Below are 15,473 nucleotides of genomic sequence, written 5' to 3'. Positions count from 1 at the left end.
ATCCGGGCGCTCAACTCAACCTTGCTTCGTCACACCCGGCCCATTCCTGCCGTTCACCGAGCAGTCCAGATGCTGCATCTGCAGCCCGCTTTCCGGCCATTCGCTGCAATAGCGAAATCTCGAAGTTCATGAATGGGAAAGTTGCGGGACAAAACGGTCCTTGGCGCTGATCAGGCCAACTGGGGAAACGGCCCATTGCTGCCATTCATCAGCACAATTGACACCGCGGCGCAGCTTCACCGAACCGGTCATTCGCCCGTCAGACAATCCAGCTATTCATATTTCCCCACGTGCGGTCGCGCAACTCGGTAGACCTTTGAAAGGAGTTCAATGTCCTCATTCTCTTTGCGGTCAGTGACACTGGCAATTGCAGAAGCAAAACCCTGATTGCTATTTGGCTCTTTCGCTTCGTTGTCATTCTACAAGCAGCGTAGAAACCAGGTGTTCCACCTAACCCGCCGTCAAGGGACGATCAGGCCATACTGCGTGTCACCTCCAAGCCAATTTTCGCACTTATGAACGACGCAAAGCTTTGCACATTGTCGTCTTTGGATCCATCAGCGAAGTCAGAAACACCTTTTACGATGAGCCATTTTGGTTGCGGCTCAATGCTCTGATGGCAGGCCCAAGCGACCCCAAAGGCTTCCATGTCAACGCCTAGAATTTTTCGGTTCTGGTCCGCCACGCCGTTAAAAAACTCTCTGTGGTTCTGAACCGCCGCTCCTGAAGCTATTGGGCCTATGTGCAGTGTAGGAACATTGCTGATCCGATACCCTGGGCAATCATCGTAAAATTGCCTTAGCTTCATATCGTCCGCAATTATGGAAGTGACACTGCGCTGAATCGTTGCGTCCGAAATTAATTGAACTGGAGCTGGTTCAAATTCAACTTCGCCATCATCATCCTGTACAAATTTACCACTTCCATAGTCCCAAGTAATGTTCGCAGCTATCGCATCGCCAAGATTACAGTCACCCTTTCGCCCTGCACATATACCAGTCATAATGACAACTTTCGGCGATAGTGTTCGAGTTGCCTGAGATACACCTGTCGCAGCTGAGACCAAACCCATTTGTGGTAGACAAATACTATAAACCTCTATCTTGCGGTCCTCGACGTCTAATTTTGTCTTCCAATACAGAATTGGATCGCTAGGAAATGTGACTTGTTCCCACTTCACTCCAGAAGCTATATGCAGCTGCTCTAGTTCTGGTGACGCTAGAGCGCAAACAAAAAGCGCGTCACAATCCACCTTGTTCTCAAGGGACATACCTGCACGCTGGTTTTCTCGAGCAGTTAAGTGTTGAATTTTCTGCTGCAACTTAAGTTTCCACTGACCATTGCTAGGCCCCGACAGCTCTACACTCCAAAGATGATCGGAAAAATCTGATTGTGAAGAATTCAGCGCTTCCTCATCAACAGTCAGCCCAAGAATTGCCTCAGGAGCTTGAACATCACTCGAACGGTGTATCTGCTTTAAAAGAGTAACCCCTCCCCCGATTTCCGGAGCTTCTCCCAATCGTAGTGGCAAAACCAGATCTACGATCAATAGATCAAAATATTCATTCTTGAGTGCCCTCATCGCAGTCGCAGCAGTAGTGGCAACTTCGATTGCGCCTTCGTTCACGCCAGCATCCTTGGCCACACTCACGACTTCCATCACTTTATCATTGTTGTCGTCTACGATAAGTATCTTCATTGTTCTGCCTTAATGGATTGATGGAATTTTTTCACATGCGTTTGCCATTCGTCGTCTGATGTCGAGTAGTGGATGGCAGAGAGATAGATTTCGGGATATTTTTCGGCCATTTCTTGGCTAAGCCCCTGTAAGGTTGTTAGGTTTGGGGCCACTCCGAACGTTTCAAACATGGATACTATCAAAACTTTTGTTGGAAATTTCATACGCTTCAAGCGGCGGAGAAACTCCGTTCCGGCGAACGGACGCATATCCGTTGCATGCGACCCTCGATCCTTTGGCGGATGGTTCGGCAGCGACATATCCAACAAGATGAAGTCTGGCTCAAAATCTCTGGCGAACCTCAACCCTAAAATCAAAGAGTCTGCCTCTTCAAGAGTATCTTCAGGGAACTCTTTCGAGAGAAAACTGCTGATTGCAGCTCTCTTAGCTGGATTATCTTCAACAAGAAGAATCTTCATTACATCCCCCCGGAATTACAAGTGCAGTAAATTGAAAGTCATCTGTACACTGAAAAGCGATCTCTTCGGATCAACCGAAATTACAGTGTTCGGCCTACCATCCTTGACAGTGGCTCGGGCTACTTTCGGGAGGCCAGATCCACCTTCTTTCGGAAGCCTCGCTTCATACTCTCCAGTACGGATCCGCTCGTTCGCTAATTTGGCAGCAATTTCACCTGCTTCAAGGTCATCAAGGGAACTAGAGAATTCCACAACGAGTTGGTCGCTGACGGTAGCGTCAATTTCAACAAAGATTCGGGGGCTGTCCACACCAGAATGCTCAAAGACATTGAAGAAAAGGGCTTTAAACACCTCAATCAAAACATGAAGTGATGAACTCAGAGAGACATTAGTATCACCCGTTACCTCAATGCGGGGAGCAAATCGCGGGTGCAATCTAGCAACGATCCGATGTGCGGCCGAAATAATGTCCGCCAGGGCGATTGGCTCGGTATCCGTTGAGCGCGCTACATTGTGCCACGATGCTAGCTCTTTCAGCGCGGTGTCCAAATCTGAACGTGCACGGGTTATTTCATCGGTGAATGGCCCAAGCCTGGGAATCCCCGTTTCTGATTCAACCTCTCTTTGAAGCTCGTCGAGCAATGCGTGCAAAATTGGTCCAATTTCTGTGAATACTTTACGCCTTGCAGGTACCAGCTTCTGCTCTACGGTTGCCCAATAAAAAGGTGAAAACTCCTCAAGTAGTCTGTCAATGGAGTCCACTTTGGCAAAAGTCGAGGAAAAAGAAAGGGTTTCAACCTGCTGCCATTCAAGGTCAATTATTCCGTTCGGCTTTTCATCGCGATTTACCTGAATGTACTCATCTTTAATGAGCTTTAGCGTCTCATTATACTTCTCGGAGAAACGGGCGATCACTTGGCCGATCTTGGTGCCCACCACTGGGTGAAAAGTACGGCACCAAAAATCCGTTTCTTCGTATCCGGTGGGACCTTTAACAGTCAGAAGCTGCCTCGTCGAAAGTGGAGCCCTTAAATGCTCCTCCAGTTCGCCATGCCTCATACCCAAACTCAAATACGAGTCTATTCCGTGCCTTGGATCAAGTGCGTACTTATTTGCCAGATCCATGATGATTGAACTCGCGATGCTAAGCGCTTCACTGCTAGGAACTTTGAATGTAAAAGCACCATCTTTCCCAGTTGAGATGTGAGATAGAAATTCCAGTTCAGCATCTCGTTCAACGGGCAAAAGGTCCTCTGCAATAAAATCTTGCAGGCGAATGAATTTTGCAGCCAACTCTTCTTTTGCCCAAGCAAGTATCGCTTTTTCGTTGCAGTGAATCTTCCCAACTTCATAGCGCTGAAGAAGCTCATCGACAGTTTGCCGCCCAATAATTGCCTGCGCTTCATCTTCATATTTGTCTCGCAGCTCGGGATCGGCTTCCGCTAGCTTTCGAAGGATCTCAATCCGCTCTTCTTCGACTTCCAGCCTTGACACAAACTCAAGACTCTGCCGAAGACATTCCAGAGTACAAGCCTCAAACAGGAAGTCTGCAACTTCACCTTGTTCAGCGACTAGCTCGCTCGGCTTAAGCGCTCCAATATCCTCCAAAATTCGCTCTACGGAAAGATAAAGAACGCTCTCACCTTCATTGTAGAGGTCACGTTCAATTCGTGAAATTGCAACGGCGACGCGCAAATCAGTTGAAGCTTCTATCACTTCATCTTCACTACATTTGGAGAAAAACAAATTTGTCGGGAAGTAGGTGTAGGCATTCCTGTCTGTCTGCGTGATCTCGTAGAGACAAATCAGAACATCAAAGACGCGGCATTCTTCAATTCCGCACAAGCTCGTCAATCTGAAGATCTCACGTTTCTCAAGCTGAGATTGAGCCTTTCTCAACTCATTCAACAGGTCGTCAAACTTGAGCGGTACTTTCCTCCTGCCTGCCTGAGTTGGTGTTTGCTGAGAATTGTGTGCTTGAGCAATTTCTCGGCGCGCAACACCTCTCTGAAACTCCTCAATCGAGTTAGCGCCCTTCAATAGGTATGCTGATGACGCTAGATACGCGCTAGGCGTGCTTTGCGAACAAAAGAAACTGTTTGCAAGAGCAGTACGGAACTCGCGTTCGTTAAATCGTGCATCATTTACCACGCTTAGTTGGTCGTCAAAAAAACGCTCGGAGTTTTGATCAGACAAAGGTAAGAATATGTGCTGAAGCGCTATGTCTTCGAGCAGGAAAGAAATCCCCGCTGCTCTCCAGTCCCCCGTGACAACCATAAAATTCCAGAAGCGCTCCAGGTTTTCGTCCTCGGTGCCAGCAAACAGAAAATAGTTGGAGCATATGACGTTCGCAGCGAGGTCATATTGATCTACAATCGGCTGATTGGCCATAAGCTGGGCGATTTCGGAGAACTCCGAAACATCAACCGGTGTATTGAGCAACAGATAGCTTATCAGCTTGACGAATTCAGGGTCATCGATGTGAACAAATAGATTGGCATACATGGTTCCCAGTATGTCTTCTGGATCACGGCCACTTTCACCCGCCAGGCCCATGAAATAGAAGAGAACATTGGCCAGCGATCCGCTTGCAACATACAGATTTTCGACCATCCAGTTTCTCTGGGCCTCCAGACCTTTGGACTTAGACAATGCGAACAGAACCGTGCTCAATCCCGAGTAGCTCAACATTGCATTAGATGTCAGAATTTCAGCTTCTTCCAAAATCTCGTCAAAGCTTTCACCAAGCCCCTCGACCGAAATAACGAATTGATTATACTGTCGGATTTCATCATGCTTGAAGTCCCCCATCACCGATACCCAACCTAGAGCTTCACTCGGGCTGTCGAATGGGAAGAGCATCCACTTTGCAAGATGAGATGAAAATTTAGGCGCTAAGCCGCAAAAGAAAACTTGCGATCTATACCTAGGATAACTCCATTCGAGTACATTCCGAAATTGCGCTACTGAAGAAGATTTGAATACGCGGTTCAGTGCGCTCGGAGAACCGCCTGTTCGGCGGATCATTGCATGCATTGGGTTCTTTGCGGTCTTTTTTCTTTTTTTTGCCAAAGTCGGGTCTTAAGCCTCAATTGCTATCTCGTAACGCATTCTATAGGCATCACACTAGAATAATCCCCACAATGGATAACTTCAGGTTGGTGAGGAAGCAACCAATCAATCAACCCATAGGTGCACTACCAGAAGCCCATGAGCAGGAATTTCGTTACCGGCTGGAACTGATCCGGAGCTACCCTCAAGAAAGGCCACCACTATTTTTTGGCCCAGTCGAGAGGCTGAGATCAAGAGCACCCAGCCATCTAGGCTAAGCTTTCATCAAATGTCGGCTTTAAGCATTATTTTTTGATGCCGTCTCGCCCGCAGCGAACTTCCGCTTTCCGCCAACCGTTCCCCCGAGTACTGCACCCGCGAGGAGGGAAGATCGTAGGGTCGCTAAACCCCCGGCTGCTGTCAGACGCAGCATCGATTGGCATGGACCCGTCGCCGACTTTCACCGTGGCTCGGTCCGATGTCAGCCCCATCCCTACTCCGTCAGTAGCTCGTCGATGAGGCTCTCCTGCCGATCGAGCATCTCCTCCCATCGAGGCGGCACGCCGTCCTCGCGATCGAGTTCTTGCGGCTGCGGACTGTCGGTATCGAATTTCTTCGAGGTGGCGCGCATGACCCGCGCCTGGCGCCGCCGTGATCTCGGCGTGCTTTCTGGATCATTCTCTTCCGCATCCTCGTCGACATCGCCGCTCTCGACCCAGGGCCCCGCGCCTTCCACGCTCGGCGGATAGGGGAACTCCCTGCCCTCCTGGCGCGCGACCATTTCCTTGAATACCGGGTCGTCGAAATACTTGATCCGCTGCGCCTTGATCGGGTGCTGAGGCGAGGCGAGGATGATGACCTCGTCGGGATCGAGGAGCCGGGCTTCGGTCTCGGAGAGGAGCGGCCGCTCTTCCAACCGCGCCGAGGTCGAGGTCGCGCCCAGGAACCCCTTGTTGCGCCCATACATGCGGGTGACCGCCTCGCGCGTGGTGCTGCCAACCGCCGCCGAGACCTCCCGCACGGTGCGCTGGTCCCGCGGCGTGATGTAGAGCTTCAGGCCCGCCCCATTCTCCAGGCTCTCGCGTCCTTCGGACCCGTAGATCCGATCAAGTGCCGCCAGCGACTGCGCGATCAACGCGACACGTCCGCCATAGCTCGCCAGCGAATGGATCGCGCGTTCGAGATAGGGCATGGCGCCCATCTGCTGGAACTCGTCGATCATCATCATGACGGGCCAGGGTTCGTCCGACCCCGGCTCCTTCAGGCGCAGGCAAGCGATGAGATCAGCGAACATGAGGCGCAGGAGCGGCGCCAGGGTGGCGATATGATCTTCCGAGACCACGATGTAGAGCGAATGCGGTTTGCGCCGGAACTCCGCGAAGTCGAAATCGCTCGCCATCGTCGCCGAGCGCACCGCCGGGTTGTCCCATTGCTTGAGCCCGGCCGTCATCAGCGCCTGGATGTTCGAGGTGAGCAGACGAGACGACGCGCTCGCCGCATTGGTCCAGAGCTCCTTGACCACCTGTTCGTCCGCCTCCTCGGCATAGGCGCCATATTGGGCGTTCTTGTAATCGCCCCCGGTGACGATCTGGTTCACCGCGCCGAGATTGGGCGTGCCGCGTTGGATAGCCAGAAGGCAGGCGGCGACGAAGATCGACTTGCCGGCTTCCGAGAAAGTATCGAGGGTCTTGTTGTCCTTGTCGAGGAAGAGATCGGCCAGGATCGACACTTCGGTGAACTGCTGCGCGAAGCTTGGGTATCGGGCGATCCGTGCAAGCGGATTGTAACGATGGGTGCTGTTGGCCCAGTCGAAGGGGCTGAAGCGAAACACCTCGTCACCATTGGCCGCGCGGAGCCGCGAGGTCTTGTCGAAGTTCTCACCCTTGACGTCGAGCACCACGACCGAGCCCGCGAAGGACAGGAGGTTCGGGATCACGAAGCCCACCCCCTTACCGGCCCGGGTCGGGGCCACCATCATCACATGGGGGATCTCGGTCGAGGAGATGAAATCGGACTTCGATTTCGGCTTGCCGAGCTTGCCGCAGACAAATCCCTTGCCGGGGTCCTGCAGCATGCCGTTCTTTCGAAGCTCCGCCTTGGTCTGCCAATGGGCCGAGCCATAATCATCCTGCTGGCGTTTCCAGGACCAGGCGGCGGCCAACACGCCAAGCCCGAAGGCACCGAAGCCGACCGACCCGAAGGCCACCTTGAAGGCGTCCGGATGCGCGGCCCGCAACCCGGCGCTCGCCTGCCAGACGGCGAACATGTCGAACTGGCTGAACCCGGTCCTGAGCGCCAGGGCAAGATAGAAGCTGGCAACGATGGTGCCGAGGAGCGCGCCGCAGACCAGGCCGAAGGGGACGGCCGCCCAGAGGGGGATGGGTTTCATATGGGGACCTCCGCTCAGAGTCCGAGCTCGTCATCGCGGTCGAGGCCAAGCTCGCGGGCACGGTCCCGCTCGGCCTCCATCTGCCGGGCGAGCTCGGTCGCCTTGTCCTGCTGCAGCGCCGCCGCGCGGTCGGTGAAGACCTGATCGCCGGTCTCCTCATGGGCCATCTCGAGGAATTCCTGCGTGACCGCGATCTGGTCGAGCTTGCCGGGCAGCGCCTCTTCCAGGACCGTGTAGTTGCCGCGGCGCAGCTCGGCGAGACCCTCTTCGCCCAGCTCCTTGACGAGTTCCGCCTGCAGGGTGCGCTCGACCACTTCCTCCTGCTGCTCGGTGAGCTGGCCCTCTTTCAGCATCTCGGCGAGCTCCTGCAGGTAGGGGTTCGGGCCCCGGTCGCGGTCATCAATCAGCGTCAGCTCCTGTCCGTCTTCGGCGTCGAGACCTCTCCCCACGGGCACACCCAATTCGCGGGCCCGCTCCAGGATCCGGTCCATCACACCGTCGAGTTTTTCGAGCGCCGCGTCGAGCTCGCGATCATTGGCGGTCTCGGTGGTGAGTCCGTCCTTTGCCAGCACCGCCCCCATGTCGCGTTCGACCCAGTCCTGGGCCAGCCCATAATTCGTGGTGCCGCCCGCGGCGATCCGGGCGACGAGGTCGTCCCGGTCGATCCCCGCCTCCTCCGCCTCCGAGAGGATGTCGGCCAATGTTCCGTCGCGGCCCGATTGCAGCGCCTCGATCAGACGCGCATCGCCCGCGCCTGGCGGATAGGGTTCGGTGAGGTCACGCCCGAACCGCGCCCTGAGGTCGGGGTCCGGCACCATCTGCGAGAGGTCGCGGATGATGGGAGCCGCTTTCACCTCGAAACCGGCACGAGCTTCCCCGTCCAGTTCCTCGGCCTTGAGACGCAGCGCCTCGATGGTGCGTTCGGAATACTCGATCGCCTCCCCGACGGTCCGGATGTTTTCCATGTCGATCTCTCCTGCGGTGAACTGGTGAACGGTGTTTGACCCAAGACCCTTGGCCATGGCCCGCACGGCGCGGGCCAGGTGACGCTGATCCATACGATCCAGCAGATCGGCGAGCTTGGCATAGTCCTTGGCAAAACCCACGACTTGGGCCTGTGCGATGGCGGATTCTTCTGGTGTCATCGCGATCTCGCGCGGCAGGCGCGCCTCTTCCTTGGCGCGGTAGATTTCTTCGATACCGGGGGCTTTGGCGAAGATGCCGCGTTCAAGCCGCGTGGTGGCGTCCAGCATCACGCCATAGGTCTCTGCGAGTTCCGCCTGTTTTTCGCGCATGAGCTGGGGCGACATTACACCCTCGGCCCAACACGAAAACCAGGTGCCGTTCTCGCGGCCGCGGTTGTTCAGGACGATATGGGCGTGCCGGTGCGCCCGGTCGTCATGGACCGCGAGCACGTAGTCCCACTGGTCGCCATAGGTCCCGCTCTCGAAGAAATGCTCCGCCCAGTCGAGCGCGATGTCGCGCACCTTCTCGGTGCTTACATCGGTCGGGAAGGAGAGCAGCATATGGGAGGTGAAACCGAGCTTGGTGGTGCCGCGCCAGGTCTTCGCCCAGGCTTCGATGATGTCGCCTTTCTGTTCGTTCGAGAGCACCGCCCGTTCGTCGAGCGGGTTGGTCATCGTGGAATAGGTGAAGACCGCCTTGTCGTTGATATAGGAGAGCTGGTTGCCGAGGCTTCCCCGCGTCTTGCACCCCCCTGCCCGGATCCGCTTGAAGACCGCCGCCCGGCTCTGACCGGAGGCCGCCTTGGCGATGTTGCGGAACGAGAGCCGCCCGACCCGGGCGTAGCTGCGGCCCTGCCGGCGCCCGGCCAGCCGCGCGTCGATCCGTCCCTGGGCCTTGCCGCGGATGCGCTCATCCTCCCAGAGACGACCCATCACGGCGGTGTAGAGTGCGAGCGGATCAGCCATTGAGAGCGTTCCGGTTATCAGGGATTGAATCCTGTATCGGACCTCGCGCCTCAAGCTCGCCGAGAGGCAGCGAACCCCGACCCGATTGTGAACCGGAATGCTCAGCCCTCCTCTCGCGGTCCTGCATATCCACCACTTCCGGCAGCCCGGTGCCGCGCTGGACCTGTGCGTGATCTTTCATCGCGCCGAGCTCACGGGTCATCCTCTGCGCCAGTTCGACCAGCTCGGACACCAGGGCCCGGTCGGCCTCCGTCAGCCCCAGCCGGCCCCGCCGCACTTCCCTAGCAAGCGCCATTCCGGCATCGGTCAGATCGCGGGACTGACGCCAGGCATCGACGAAGCCATCGAGCCGATCCGCGGTCACATCCAACACGCCGCAGCGCGCCCGCAGGACGGTCTTCAGGGCCTGGCTGCGATTGGCAAAGCCTCTCGCGCGCCACTCCGCATCGAAGGCTTCGATCTCGGATTGCGCGGCCCGGAAACTCACGATCTCCGACGGGTCGCGCACCTCCACGCCCTCGCCGCGATGCTCCTTCGCCAGCCGCGAGATGTGCCGCACGGTGACACCGTATTCGGCCGACAGGTCCCGTGCCGCCTCGCCGGCATGGGCCCGCCGCGCGATCTCGATGCGCTGTTCGAGCGTCAGGTTCTTGCGGGCTCTGCCCATCACAGGTGTTTCCCGCTTCCGATGACGAGATGTATGCGAAGACCCGCGCGAGGCAGCGTTTGCCTACAAACGCGTTCGCGTGCGGTGAAGCATTCATTCCTACGGAAAACGCCCATCACAGACCCCTCGGACAAAATGTGTATACATTGGCCATATCCTGCCAATGTCATTATTTTGTTCGTTTTATATAATTCGTGTGATTAATGCAAGTCGCATGTTCGAACGATTCAGGGAATCGGCGCACCCACGCCGCCAGTCTAGCCCAGCCGGTGCGCTGGTGCCGCCCGAAAACATCCGGGTGATATGGGCCCCAGGAAGCCGGTGATGTGAGGCCCAGGTGTAAGGCGGCGCAGCCGAAGTGCGTAATAGAAATCCCCCCGCTCCACCCGACCCCCACCGGCTTCACGTGGGCCCGACCCCGAGATTCAGTCCGAACACGGACCCGTGTTCGGACTGAAACGAGGGGCGGCGCACCTCTACACCGACGGGGCTGACGGACGGGGTCAAGGGAGGCCAGATTTGGCCCGCCAAATCTCTGCCGGAAAAACCGGCGGGCGTCAGCCCGACTGTTATTCCGGGTGGCCCCCTTGAGACTGACTGTTCGATCTGTCGCGGCCTGATCATTCCGGGGGGAGTGCGTTCCTTTAACGCGCAGCGACCGGCACCAAGAGGAGGTCGCTATCGGCGATCACACGCGCCGGTGACGGCATCCCTGGAACAGGGATCGGGCCGCCCCAAGATTGTCCTGGGACGGCCCATCCTCGTCAGAGGATTTAGTCCTGAGGGTCTTTTGCGCTCGGCGGGAACATCACCAGCTCCGAGACTGCGACAGGGAAGTCGAGCTTGAGGCTGAAGAACTCCGAGCCGTCCCCGCCCCGGGTGTTGCGGAACATCGCGCCCACGCGTTGGAAGCGGGTGCGCTCCTGGCCATCGGTATCGGTGAACTTGACGGGGACGGTGGCGACGTAGTGGTTGGTCATTTGGGTTACTCCTTTTTGCGATGGGGATCACCCGGCACGGGGGCAAGAGGCCCGGTCGCAAGCGCAAATGCGGAGGGTCCGCGGCCCTGCCGTGGAAGCCGTATTTGTGCTTGCCGGAGCGAAGCGCAGGGCACGATTGGGCCGACCCCGTGCGATCCACATCTATGAGCAAAAAGGAGTGATCCGAATTTGTGCCACCACTTTGAAGCCGCGATCGACCCCGTCGATCGTGATCGAAGATGGCTAGGTTCGTTCCGATCCAATGCATCTGGATAATGATCCGCCGCGCTCACCATGTGGCAGGTCAGCGTTCCGCCGCGAGCGAAGATCCGTCGTCTGTGTCGGATGGGCGCGTCTGCTATCGGCACCAGGGTTGAGGGCGTGGGGGACAGCTGGTGCGGCCGCATCGATATGGCACGGCCAGACCTTCAGCAATGAGCGTGCTGCCCACGTCCCGACCGTCAACGAACAACGAGCCGCAGAACCGCCCGAAATTGCACTGATCCGTACCCTCCGTCCCGGGCCGACAGGAACAGGCCACGCGCTCAAATTCAATTGACGTCGCACCCCGCACCAATTGACCTAGACGCGCGGTCGCGCGCTCCCCGACCTCACGCTCTGCGGAGCAGGCGGGTCTCCATGTCTCAGGCGCGTTAACCCCGACGAGACGCACGTTCGCTCTCAGGCCTCGAACATTGATCGTATCACCATCAATGATCCGTACATCGCTGGCACGAAGCGTCCGGCCCTGCGAGGCGGGTCGCTCTGCAGGTGGCGCGACCGGCGACAGGAATCTGGAAGACATCCAGCCCGTCCCCAAGTTGGAACGAATTTGCGCCCACTGCCCTTCATCGCGAAGCTTTTCGACACGGGTCCCCTCGCTCAAGACGCCCATCACAGCATGCGAGGTAGACGGCCCAGCACGTTGGTTGACACGCGTCCCTGTCACGTAGACGTAAGCGATGTTTGCCGTTTGCGATGCGGGAACCGCTGATGGACTGTAGGGTGTGGATCGCGAATTTGATGTCTCAAACAATGATCCAACCAATGCGACGAACCCGACAGCGATCACCAACGGCACCATGATTTGGCGTTGAGCCTTGCGCACGGCACGCCGAGGCGCAGTGATCGCGCGGGTCACGGAAATCGGACGGGGTCTTGCCTGAACAGTTCTGGTACTGCGCTCTGGTGCTGGTTGAGACGTCTTGTCGTCGGCCGCTGTCCTTGTCTGGGCCGGTTTTTCCCGTTCCAGTTTCAGGACTTTGTGCAGGCTGGCATACTGCGCTTTGCTCAGGCGCGTCGCCGCCCCATACCGCTGAAACCGTTCAGCCATGTTTGTGAGAAAAGACACTTCCCAATCGTTTGCCTGCCCGGATCGCAAGCGCGCATCAATGCGCGATTGAATCTCTTTGGTGCGTTCCGGAGAAAAAGGCATCTGGGAAAAACCTGGGCGCGTGTTGAGCTGTGCAACAAATATCTTATGCCGCACGGCCACATTAAGCTGTAACTGCATAGAAATACCATCCAACCATTCCCAAAACCAGATTGGCCGGATTGCGATCACCACGCCTGTCCATGCCAATTGTTGGAGTTCACTGCGACACCGCCGATGTTCGCACACATCTGGGACAACGACGAAAGGGCCGCGCCAAGCGCGACCCTCTCAATTCACGTCTCCGCGGTCTTCTTTGTCGGGTCCGCAACCCGCATGACCGTCAGGCCTTTCGCTTCCGCCTTCTGCCCGAGGTTCAGTGCGACCCCGTTGCCGCCGAAGAGAACAACCCCCGTCGCGGCAAACTTGTCGTCCAGCATCTCATCGTTGCACTTGAACGGAGCCGCCCGCCCATGGGCGGACCAGCGCGGATCGAAGCGCGCTTGTGCGACACCCCGTGCGCGCGCCCACCGAGCCGCAATCATCTCGGCCCCGTGCTTGCCACCCTTGTGGCAGAGGAAGATCTCCTGATTGCGGTTCTGCTTGATCCGTTCGCGAACCTTGTCGAGCGTGGTGAAGATCACATCGACATCGGTCCAGTCGGTGGCGCCTGAGACGATCAGGGGAACCCCCTCGACTTTCGACTTCTCGGCGGTCTCACGATCATGCTGCTCGAGGAGCTGCCGCGCCTCGAAGACCGCCCCGGTCTCTTGCGCCCGGACGCTTGCGCGCGACCCGGCTGCCGGGATGAAGGCGTGACCCGTCTCAATCTCGTAGCATTCCGCCGCCGCCTCGCTCATCACCTCGATGGCGCTGACAATCTCGCGGAGCTGCAAGAAGCGCGCCTGCGCTTCTTCGAGCGCGGTCTCGGCGATCTCTGATCCGTCGTGGGACTTTGCCAGCGCGCCGATCCTATCGGCGGTGCGGTCGACCTCGTTGCCGAGCGCCACCTTGCGCCGCTGCAGGATCGTGGCGAGCCCATGTGCCAGTGGTTCGATTTCTGCCTCAAGGCCGGTATTGCGCATTTGACCGAGCAGGGTCTCGAAGCTCTCGCGGACAATATGATCGGTCAGGACGTGATCCTCCGGGATCGGCAGCTGTGCGTCCTTCTCGGTCAGCCCGAAAAGCTCGATGGTCTCGTAGGTGTTTGCGTTGTCGTATGCCATGTCTGGTCTCCAGTGTTCGGTTCCAAGGCCACCACGTGAGTGTGGCGGCATGGCCGAATGTCTGGTTTCCGAATCTGCCCGGGTCAGGGACGGCGCAGCCGCCGGCTTGCCGGGCGCAAAAGTTTTCCGGGCGCATCGTTCGCAACAGTCGCACCATCGAACACGGGACCAACCTCTCCACCTCCGCCGCCCTCGCCGAAAAGTTTTGCGATCCTTGAGGCGGGCTGATTTGGGGGCCATCCGGAGGATATGCTTCCACGCTCATGTGTGTGTGTTTTGACGGTAGGTTTGCCCGACCCGAGCAGGCAAACGGCCCGACCGGACGCGGCAGACGGATGGAGCGGCGGGATCGTTTTGCCCCGCAAAACAGACCAGAGCGCAATCCGGCGGAGCGGCCGGGGAGGGACGTGCTCGCGAGGCGGGCAAACCGGGATGCCGGGTGCAACGCCGCGGTGAGGCCGCATGGCCGAATGCGCGACGGACCGAAGGGCCGTTCTCTCCTGCGTCATGGCTGCCGAGCAGGGGAGGCCAGAGGGCTTAGACCCAGGTTGATGTGCAGGCGACGCCGCTGCCGACTATAGGGATTGCTTGTCCAAGCACTCGACGTGATTGGCGGAAAGTGTGAATTCGCCGCTTTGCAGCAAGAATTTTGAGATGCCGCCAAAGCGGACCTTCAAAGCGGCGCAGCGAGGTCGGTTCTTTTCGGGAAGGTTTTCAGAAGAAGCGGATGTTCGCTGCGATGGCGAGCAATACGGAACGCGCTACACGAAGCGGAGACTCTCCAAGCAAGGTTAGTCGCCGAAAATGTGGTTCAGCGAAATCAGGTGGGCACGGAGACAGTTTCTAAAATCCGCGCCCTGATTGGAATTGATCGTAAGCATCCCACGGATCTTCCGCATCGATATCTTTGGCATCAACCACGTCGTCGAACTGAAGAATGGTTAGAGACATATCCAGGAACTCTGAAACCATTGCCAACTCTCTCACCGGCTCGGACACGCGGCCAAAGCTCCAGACGCCTGCCGGCCTTGGAACTGGCTTTTCCGACACAAAACCTCTCTCGTAGGCACCAATGGTCGCGATCGCGTCGTCGGGGATTTGCATGCCTGATCGAACGAAGATTCCGCTTTTGAGTGCTGACTTGCTCGCACGTCCCCATTTGGCGAAGCCGTCGCGTGCAACGACCATTGCTGCACGTTTTTCGGTGAAATCGATCCATTTTCTGCAGGCGGCAATTAGGGAGACGCCGTACCGATCTGTAACGTGGTCTAAAAGGCTGACTGTTATCTCCTCGCCGCTCACCTGTGCACGATAATCATCGAGCGGCATAAGCAGGAAGGATGCAAAGGTGTCAGCCTCTTCCTCACGCCGAATTTCAGCTTCATTCCAAGCACCCGGCTGCAACGGTTTACACTGAAAATCGCAATCGCGCACTAGCGCTCCGGTCTTGTAGTCGTCGCCAGACAATACGGGACGATGAAGCTGATAGTGACCGAACTCATGCGCGATAGTGAAACGCACACGGCCGCGGTATCGCTTATCGTCGTTGTAGACGATATTGTCCGTCGTCATATAAAATGGGACATCAGAGCGGTTTGAGCAATGGAGGCTCTGGCTCGTTTGTGTGACTGATTATGCGGCTTGTTTTTGATGTTGCAAGCGGCGGTGTAGGATTGTCTGTTTCTTGACCCTTTTCCTTT

At 57.2% G+C, this 15,473-nt stretch carries 10 protein-coding genes; all 10 read right to left on the bottom strand.

Going from position 1 to position 15,473, the window contains the following annotated elements; translation table 11 throughout:
- Window positions 1-472: 472 nt before the first annotated feature.
- A complete protein-coding gene (locus AC13C8_RS01380; RefSeq protein WP_482846136.1) occupies window positions 473-1,699 on the bottom strand; it encodes a 5'-methylthioadenosine/S-adenosylhomocysteine nucleosidase family protein in 1,227 nt (408 codons plus the stop codon).
- The gene (locus AC13C8_RS01375; protein WP_482846135.1) at window positions 1,696-2,157 is read right to left on the bottom strand and encodes a response regulator; all 462 of its coding nucleotides are present in this window, start codon (window positions 2,155-2,157) and stop codon (window positions 1,696-1,698) included. Before AC13C8_RS01375 ends, AC13C8_RS01380 begins: the two co-directional genes overlap by 4 nt.
- Window positions 2,158-2,172: 15 nt before the next feature.
- Entirely contained in the window at window positions 2,173-5,184 is a 3,012-nt protein-coding gene (locus tag AC13C8_RS01370) for a hypothetical protein (protein WP_482846134.1), read from the bottom strand.
- 517 nt (window positions 5,185-5,701) lie between these two features.
- Window positions 5,702-7,597 carry a type IV secretory system conjugative DNA transfer family protein gene (locus AC13C8_RS01365; protein WP_482846133.1) on the bottom strand — a complete coding sequence of 632 codons (1,896 nt, stop codon included), beginning with the start codon at window positions 7,595-7,597 and terminating at the stop codon, window positions 5,702-5,704.
- A 14-nt stretch (window positions 7,598-7,611) separates the two neighbouring features.
- On the bottom strand, window positions 7,612-9,528 hold the full coding sequence (locus AC13C8_RS01360; protein ID WP_482846132.1) for a relaxase/mobilization nuclease domain-containing protein: 1,917 nt from the start codon (window positions 9,526-9,528) through the stop codon (window positions 7,612-7,614).
- Window positions 9,521-10,195, bottom strand: coding sequence for a hypothetical protein (locus AC13C8_RS01355; RefSeq protein ID WP_482846131.1), 675 nt, complete (start codon window positions 10,193-10,195; stop codon window positions 9,521-9,523). Before AC13C8_RS01355 ends, AC13C8_RS01360 begins: the two co-directional genes overlap by 8 nt.
- A gap of 773 nt (window positions 10,196-10,968) precedes the next feature.
- The gene (locus tag AC13C8_RS01350) at window positions 10,969-11,175 is read right to left on the bottom strand and encodes a hypothetical protein (RefSeq protein WP_133358581.1); all 207 of its coding nucleotides are present in this window, start codon (window positions 11,173-11,175) and stop codon (window positions 10,969-10,971) included.
- Window positions 11,176-11,533: 358 nt separating this feature from the next.
- Window positions 11,534-12,259, bottom strand: a complete 726-nt coding sequence (locus AC13C8_RS01345) for an SH3 domain-containing protein (protein ID WP_482846222.1) — start codon at window positions 12,257-12,259, stop codon at window positions 11,534-11,536.
- Between the two features lie 584 nt (window positions 12,260-12,843).
- Window positions 12,844-13,773: a DUF2493 domain-containing protein gene (locus tag AC13C8_RS01340; protein ID WP_482846130.1), complete on the bottom strand. Its 930-nt coding sequence runs from the start codon at window positions 13,771-13,773 to the stop codon at window positions 12,844-12,846.
- 843 nt (window positions 13,774-14,616) lie between these two features.
- Window positions 14,617-15,345 carry an ImmA/IrrE family metallo-endopeptidase gene (locus AC13C8_RS01335; protein ID WP_482846129.1) on the bottom strand — a complete coding sequence of 243 codons (729 nt, stop codon included), beginning with the start codon at window positions 15,343-15,345 and terminating at the stop codon, window positions 14,617-14,619.
- Window positions 15,346-15,473: the final 128 nt, after the last annotated feature.

Source organism: Aliiroseovarius sp. B-4 (assembly GCF_056857795.1).
The sequence above is the reverse complement of the archived record's forward strand: the minus strand, read 5'-3'. Positions and strand labels throughout refer to the sequence as shown.

Coding starts and splice junctions, on each gene's coding strand:
- AC13C8_RS01340 (WP_482846130.1), bottom strand. CDS start 13,773: ATGGCATACGACAACGCAAACACCTACGAGACCATCGAGCTTTTCGGG.
- AC13C8_RS01355 (WP_482846131.1), bottom strand. CDS start 10,195: ATGGGCAGAGCCCGCAAGAACCTGACGCTCGAACAGCGCATCGAGATC.
- AC13C8_RS01380 (WP_482846136.1), bottom strand. CDS start 1,699: ATGAAGATACTTATCGTAGACGACAACAATGATAAAGTGATGGAAGTC.
- AC13C8_RS01335 (WP_482846129.1), bottom strand. CDS start 15,345: ATGACGACGGACAATATCGTCTACAACGACGATAAGCGATACCGCGGC.
- AC13C8_RS01345 (WP_482846222.1), bottom strand. CDS start 12,259: ATGGTGCCGTTGGTGATCGCTGTCGGGTTCGTCGCATTGGTTGGATCA.
- AC13C8_RS01360 (WP_482846132.1), bottom strand. CDS start 9,528: ATGGCTGATCCGCTCGCACTCTACACCGCCGTGATGGGTCGTCTCTGG.
- AC13C8_RS01370 (WP_482846134.1), bottom strand. CDS start 5,184: ATGATCCGCCGAACAGGCGGTTCTCCGAGCGCACTGAACCGCGTATTC.
- AC13C8_RS01350 (WP_133358581.1), bottom strand. CDS start 11,175: ATGACCAACCACTACGTCGCCACCGTCCCCGTCAAGTTCACCGATACC.
- AC13C8_RS01365 (WP_482846133.1), bottom strand. CDS start 7,597: ATGAAACCCATCCCCCTCTGGGCGGCCGTCCCCTTCGGCCTGGTCTGC.
- AC13C8_RS01375 (WP_482846135.1), bottom strand. CDS start 2,157: ATGAAGATTCTTCTTGTTGAAGATAATCCAGCTAAGAGAGCTGCAATC.